The following is a 5,467-nucleotide window of genomic DNA, read 5'->3' as shown; positions in this document are numbered from 1 at the left end:
AACCCGCGACGACATCCACGAAGCGTTCCTCAAACTCGCCTGCTCACTCATCTGCTGGCGACGCTTGCAAGTCACATTGCGTTAGGAGCTCTAAGGCGATCAGTCGGCCCTGGCACCACGAGACGGCCAAGAAGGTCCGCGACTGGGGGACGGTAACGGCGAACTTCACCGGCACGGCCAGCGCCCGCCGCTGGACCTCACTCGACGATGGTGCCGGTGCGAAGTGGCGTACGACGACCACCGCCTCCACCTTTGACACGGTTGCCGGCCGCGTCACCGAGGTCAGCGACCGCGGCGACGATGCCACTACGGACGACGACCGGTGCACCCGCACCACCTATGCCACCAACACCGACAAGAACATCCTCAACCTGCCCGCGCGCGTCGAGACCGTCGCCACCGAGTGCGGCAGCAGCCCGGACCGGTCCAAGGACGTCATCTCCGACGTCCGCACCGCCTACGACTCGACCGGTTACGGCACCGCGCCCGCCAAGGGCGACGCCACCGCCGTGGCCAAGCTGAAGAAACACGACGGCACCACGGCCACCTACCTGGAGTCCGGCACCACCTACGACAGCTACGGACGCCCGCTGAAGGTCACCGATCTGACAGCGAATGTCACCGTCATCGGCGACAGCGCACCCACCCGCACCGCTCGCAGCGACGGCCGCACCACCGCCACGGTCTACACGCCTGCCACCGGATTCCCCACCAAGACCGTCGTCACCACACCACCCGCCGACGCCAAGGACAGCACCACTGCCCAGACCGACACGACCGAGTTCGACCCCCTGCGCGGCCAGCGCGTCGCCACCGTCGACACCAACGGCAAGCGCACCACGCTGAAGTACGACGCTCTGGGCCGCTCGGTGAAGGTGTGGCTGCCCGACCGCGGCTCCGTGCCCACCTACCAGTTCGCCTACTTGGTCGAGGAAGGCCAGCCGGCTGCCGTCGCCACATACACCCTCAACCCCAGCGCTCAGTCGCAGACGGTCTCCTACACCCTGTACGACGGCTACTTGCGTGCTCGCCAGACCCAGGTGCCCGGTCCGGACGGCGGGCGGCTGATCAGCGACACGTTCTATGACGAACGCGGCTTGGTGGCGAAGACCTTCGCCCCGTACTACGCGCTGAAGAAGCCGGAACGGGAGTTGTTCAAGCCCGCCGATGCACTGAGCGTCGAATCCCAGACCTGGAAGACGTACGACGGCCTGGGCCGCGAAAGCGAGAGCCGGGACGTCGCCGGCAACGGCGAGGGAGGCAAGGTCCTCGCCACCACCACGACCCTCCATGGCGGCGACCGCACCACCGTCATCCCGCCCCAGGGTGGCACGGCCACCACTACGGTGACCGACGCACGCGGTCAGACCACCCGGCTCCTTCAGCACCGCACCCGCGCGGCCGACGCACCCGCCGAGACCACCCGCTACGCCTACACCCCGGCGGGTCTGCTGTCCGCAGTCACCGACCCGGCAGGGAACTCCTGGTCGTACAGCTACGACCAGCTCGGCAACCAGATCCAGTCCAAGGACCCCGACAAGGGCACGACGACGTCCACGTTCGACGACCGTGGCCAGCAGGTCAGCACCACCGATGCCCGTGACGTCACCGTCGCCACCGTCTACGACGGCCTCGGCCGCAAAACGGAACTGCACGACAAGGACAGGGACGGCCCCCTGCGCGCCACGTGGGTCTACGACACCGTGGCCGGAGCGAAGGGGCAACTCGCCGAATCCACCCGCTACCTCGACGGCAAGCCGTACACCAACAAGATCACCCAGTACGACACGCTCTACCGGCCGCAGCGCACCGCCACCGTCATCCCGGACTCCGAGGGCAAACTGGCCGGCACCTATCAAGCCAGCACGTCGTACTACGGCAACGGCCTGCCGAAGGCCCGCGGCTTCTCTGCCATGGGGAACATCGTCGGCAAGGGGTGGAACTACAGCTACACCGACGACACCATGCGGCTGACCACCGTCTACGGCACGGACATCCGCTCCGATGCCACCTACACGCTCACCGGCCAGCCCCTCAGGTACAAGATCGTCGGCAGCGGCGGCAAGTTCACCCAGGTCACCAACTCCTACGAGTTCGGCACCCAGCGCCTGTCGAATTCCCGCGTCGACCGCCAGGACATCGCCGGCGTGGACCAGTCCGCCACCTACGGCTACGACCCGGCCGGCAACGTGACGTCCCTCTCCGACGTCTCCCGCATCGGCACCGACACCCAGTGCTTCACCTACGACCACCTGCGTCGGCTCACCGAAGCGTGGACCCAGGCCGAGAAGACCTGCGCGCCGGCTCCGGCAGGGAACATGATCGCGGGCCCGGCGCCCTACTGGCACTCCTACGCCTACGACGCTGCGGGCAACCGTACCAAGCTCGCCCAGCACGACCCGGGCGGTGACGCCGCCAAGGACACCAAGAGCTCCTACTCCTATCCCAAGCCCGGCACACCCCAGCCGCACGCCCTCATCTCCGTCGACACCACCGAGCCGACCGGAACGAGCAAGAACACCTACGGCTACGACAACACCGGCAACACCACCAGCCGTCTCCTGCACGGTGATGAACAGACCCTGCACTGGGACGCCGAGGGACACCTCTCCAACGTCACCGAACCGGCCGGTGACAACGGCACCAAGACGACCTCATACGCATACGACGCCGACGGCAACCGCCTGATCACCCGCGCCACCGACCGGACCATCCTCCACCTCGGCGACCACACCGAACTCACCCTCGACAAGGGCGCCGACAAGCCCAAGGCCACCCGCTATATCCCCCTCGGCAGCGGCAACCAGGCCGTCCTCACCGACGACGGTACCTATACCGTCACCCTCGCCGACCGCCTCGGCACCGGCCAACTCGCCATCAAGACGACCGACCTCTCCCTCACACAACGCCGCAGCCTGCCCTTCGGCGGCCCCCGCGGCACCCAGCCGGCCAACTGGCCCGGGACCAAGGGCTACGTCGGCGGCACAGACGACACCACCGACACCGGCCTGACCCACCTCGGCGCCCGCGAATACGACCCGGCCACCGGCCGCTTCCTCTCCGTCGATCCCCTGATGAACCTGGCCGACGCGGAGAGCTTCAACGGATACACCTACGCCGGCAGCAATCCCGTTACCGACTCCGACCCCTCCGGGCTGTGCCGCCGCGACATCTGCGGCGACGGCTACCCCGTAGCAGGTGACCCGGAGCGCGCCGGCTACACCGGCCAACGCAAGGGCGAGCACCCCTTCGGCGGGTCCAGCGGCCTGGGTGCCGCAGGCGCCCATTACACCTCGTCGGTTCATATCAGCGCCGGGCGGCAGGCAGCTGCCCAGTATCAGTGCGGATGTGAGCGCCCCGAGAGACTGGTTTTCCAGGAAGCTCCACAAATCCCATACTTCTTCCCTGCCGATGGCGCCTTCGGGAAGTTCGAACGCGGGAATTTGCGCGAGGCAATCCATGACCTCTGGAACGGGCCTACCTGCCACCCTGGCGACCTCTGCGAAAACATGCTGTACGGCGTCATGCCAATTGTTCCGGGAGAACCAGGTGGCGCACCGAAACCGGCCCCGCCACGTATTCCGGTGGCTGGATTTTCGAGTGCCGAAGCGTTCGCAGAGTTCGGAGCCAACCTCAGGTCGGGACTCAAGGATCTGGGCCATGGCGACGTGACTCCCGTGATGCAAGGAAGCGCTGTAACCGGAAAGAGTTACAAGACGGGTAAGGCTTTTGGCCCGCACAGCGATTTCGACGTGGCACTCGTAAGTTCTGAACTGTTGAGCCGAGCCAAGGCCGCTGGCGTCGCACTGCGCTCCCGCGGGACTAGGACAGGGCCACTCAGGACTGACGACCTCCGCAAACTCCGCCTTGGAGGCTTCAGTAGGGAGCTTTCCGAATCCGTAGGGGGGCGAGACGTAAACTTCATGATCTACGATTCCTTGGAGGGCGCAACCAGTCGTGCTCCGAGTATCGTCATTCGCTGAACAGACAAGGGTGCAGAATGCCTGATCGTTTCAACCTGTATGGCTTTCGCGGGGGAGATCTCGATGAAGCCGAAAGGCTCATCTCCGGCGCCTTGGGAGTGAAATTCACATCACGGGAAAGCTCCTTCAAAGGAGGGGAGTATTTCTCACATCGAGGCTCGGACCTATTTGAGATCACGATTGAGTCGAACTTCACGGATGACGAAGGCATCCTCTCTGTCCCAGAATTCCCCCTGTATCCGACACTCATCTTCGTCAGCTACGTCACCTCGGACGTAGAGCGTCGACTGGACTCACAGGGCGAGATCGACCTGCTGCGCACCGAGACAGTTGAGTAGCCATCGACGACTCTTCATAGCCAGGTAGGCGGGGCGGGTTTCTGCGTCATCGATGGGGGCAAGAATGGGGCGTCCGGAGTCGTCCTGCTGGTTGCTGCCTCGGGGTGGTAGGAGGTCGCCTGCGATCCTCACACTGGGCCATTCACGCCCCTTGGCCTTGTGTGCGGTCGATACGGTGACCTGGGCGTGCTCTTCGTCAGTGAGTTGACGGGTCGTGGTGTCAATGCTGGCCCGCCCGAGCGCCCCGGGCGTGCAGACCTTCCAGTTGCGGTCAAAGGACGGGGTGCGGCCACGGTCTTGCATGTTATAGGCACGGATCGGCTGAAAGCCGGCGGCCCGAGCTTCGTCTCGGGCGGCCCGCAGTCCCTGGCCCGCAAGGTTCGGAACGGGTGCGTTCGCATGGCCGTTGCCCCTGCCAAGGGGGGAGGTCGCCTCAGGGCCGAGGGGTGATGCCGTGTCAGGCGTCGAGGAGACGGGCGGTGGAGAGGAAGGGTGCAAGCCCCGAGCGGATGGCGCAGGTCTCCATGATCGGCATGTGATGGGTGTAGAGCGGATGGACAAACAGCGGGTCAGGCAGGGTCGTCCGGCCGGCATCGGTTCCGGGCGGTTGATCCGGAGCGCTCGTGAGCTGCGAGGATATCCAAGTGAGCTACCCCGCGACAGACGAGCTGTCCTCCGCAGAACGCGCATTCATGATCAGTGCCAGCGAAATCGACATCCTCCCCGGCGTCCGCGGTGACCTGGACGAGCCCCTCGCCTCCGGGCCTGCCTCGGACCTGGCGACGATCCTGCTCACGCTCGTCGACCGAGGATGGATCGAGGTCTGCCGGGTCATCCCCTGGACAGCTCCGGACGGCACGGCCGGCTACCAGCCGGGACCTCCACTCCCCCACCATGACCTCCCCACTGTGCTCGCAGCACCCGAAGAGTGGGACTACCCGGGGGACTTCGAGTGGCTGGGCTCCCTGACGCTGACTCTGACCGAGACGGGACAATCAATCCCCCGGTGATACGCGGGGACTGACCGCCCGGCACCCCACTCGGCAGGTTGGGGTCACGTCCGCTGGAGTGGTGTATCGACGGCCACTCGGTGATCTCGTTTTGAGGCTATGCGGTGAGTTCGGTGGGCAGGGTGGTCTCGTCGGT

General features: G+C 65.8%; 3 protein-coding genes. All 3 read left to right on the top strand.

Annotation, left to right across the window (positions count from 1 at the left end; genetic code table 11):
- On the top strand, positions 1 to 3,983 hold a 3,983-nt coding region (locus AB0C96_RS42825; RefSeq protein WP_362925697.1), incomplete at its 5' end, for an RHS repeat-associated core domain-containing protein.
- A gap of 17 nt (positions 3,984 to 4,000) precedes the next feature.
- Positions 4,001 to 4,321 (top strand): hypothetical protein, encoded by a 321-nt coding sequence (locus AB0C96_RS42820; RefSeq protein WP_362925695.1) that lies wholly within the window; start codon positions 4,001 to 4,003, stop codon positions 4,319 to 4,321.
- Positions 4,322 to 4,965: 644 nt separating this feature from the next.
- Positions 4,966 to 5,331 carry a hypothetical protein gene (locus tag AB0C96_RS42815; protein ID WP_362925693.1) on the top strand — a complete coding sequence of 122 codons (366 nt, stop codon included), beginning with the start codon at positions 4,966 to 4,968 and terminating at the stop codon, positions 5,329 to 5,331.
- Positions 5,332 to 5,467 lie beyond the last annotated feature (136 nt).

Origin of the sequence: Streptomyces sp. NPDC048506 (genome assembly GCF_040651315.1) — a bacterium.
Classification (GTDB): domain Bacteria; phylum Actinomycetota; class Actinomycetes; order Streptomycetales; family Streptomycetaceae; genus Streptomyces.
Note: the sequence above shows the minus strand (reverse complement) of the source record. Positions and strands in the feature narration are given on the sequence as shown.

Coding starts and splice junctions, on each gene's coding strand:
- AB0C96_RS42820 (WP_362925695.1), top strand. CDS start 4,001: ATGCCTGATCGTTTCAACCTGTATGGCTTTCGCGGGGGAGATCTCGAT.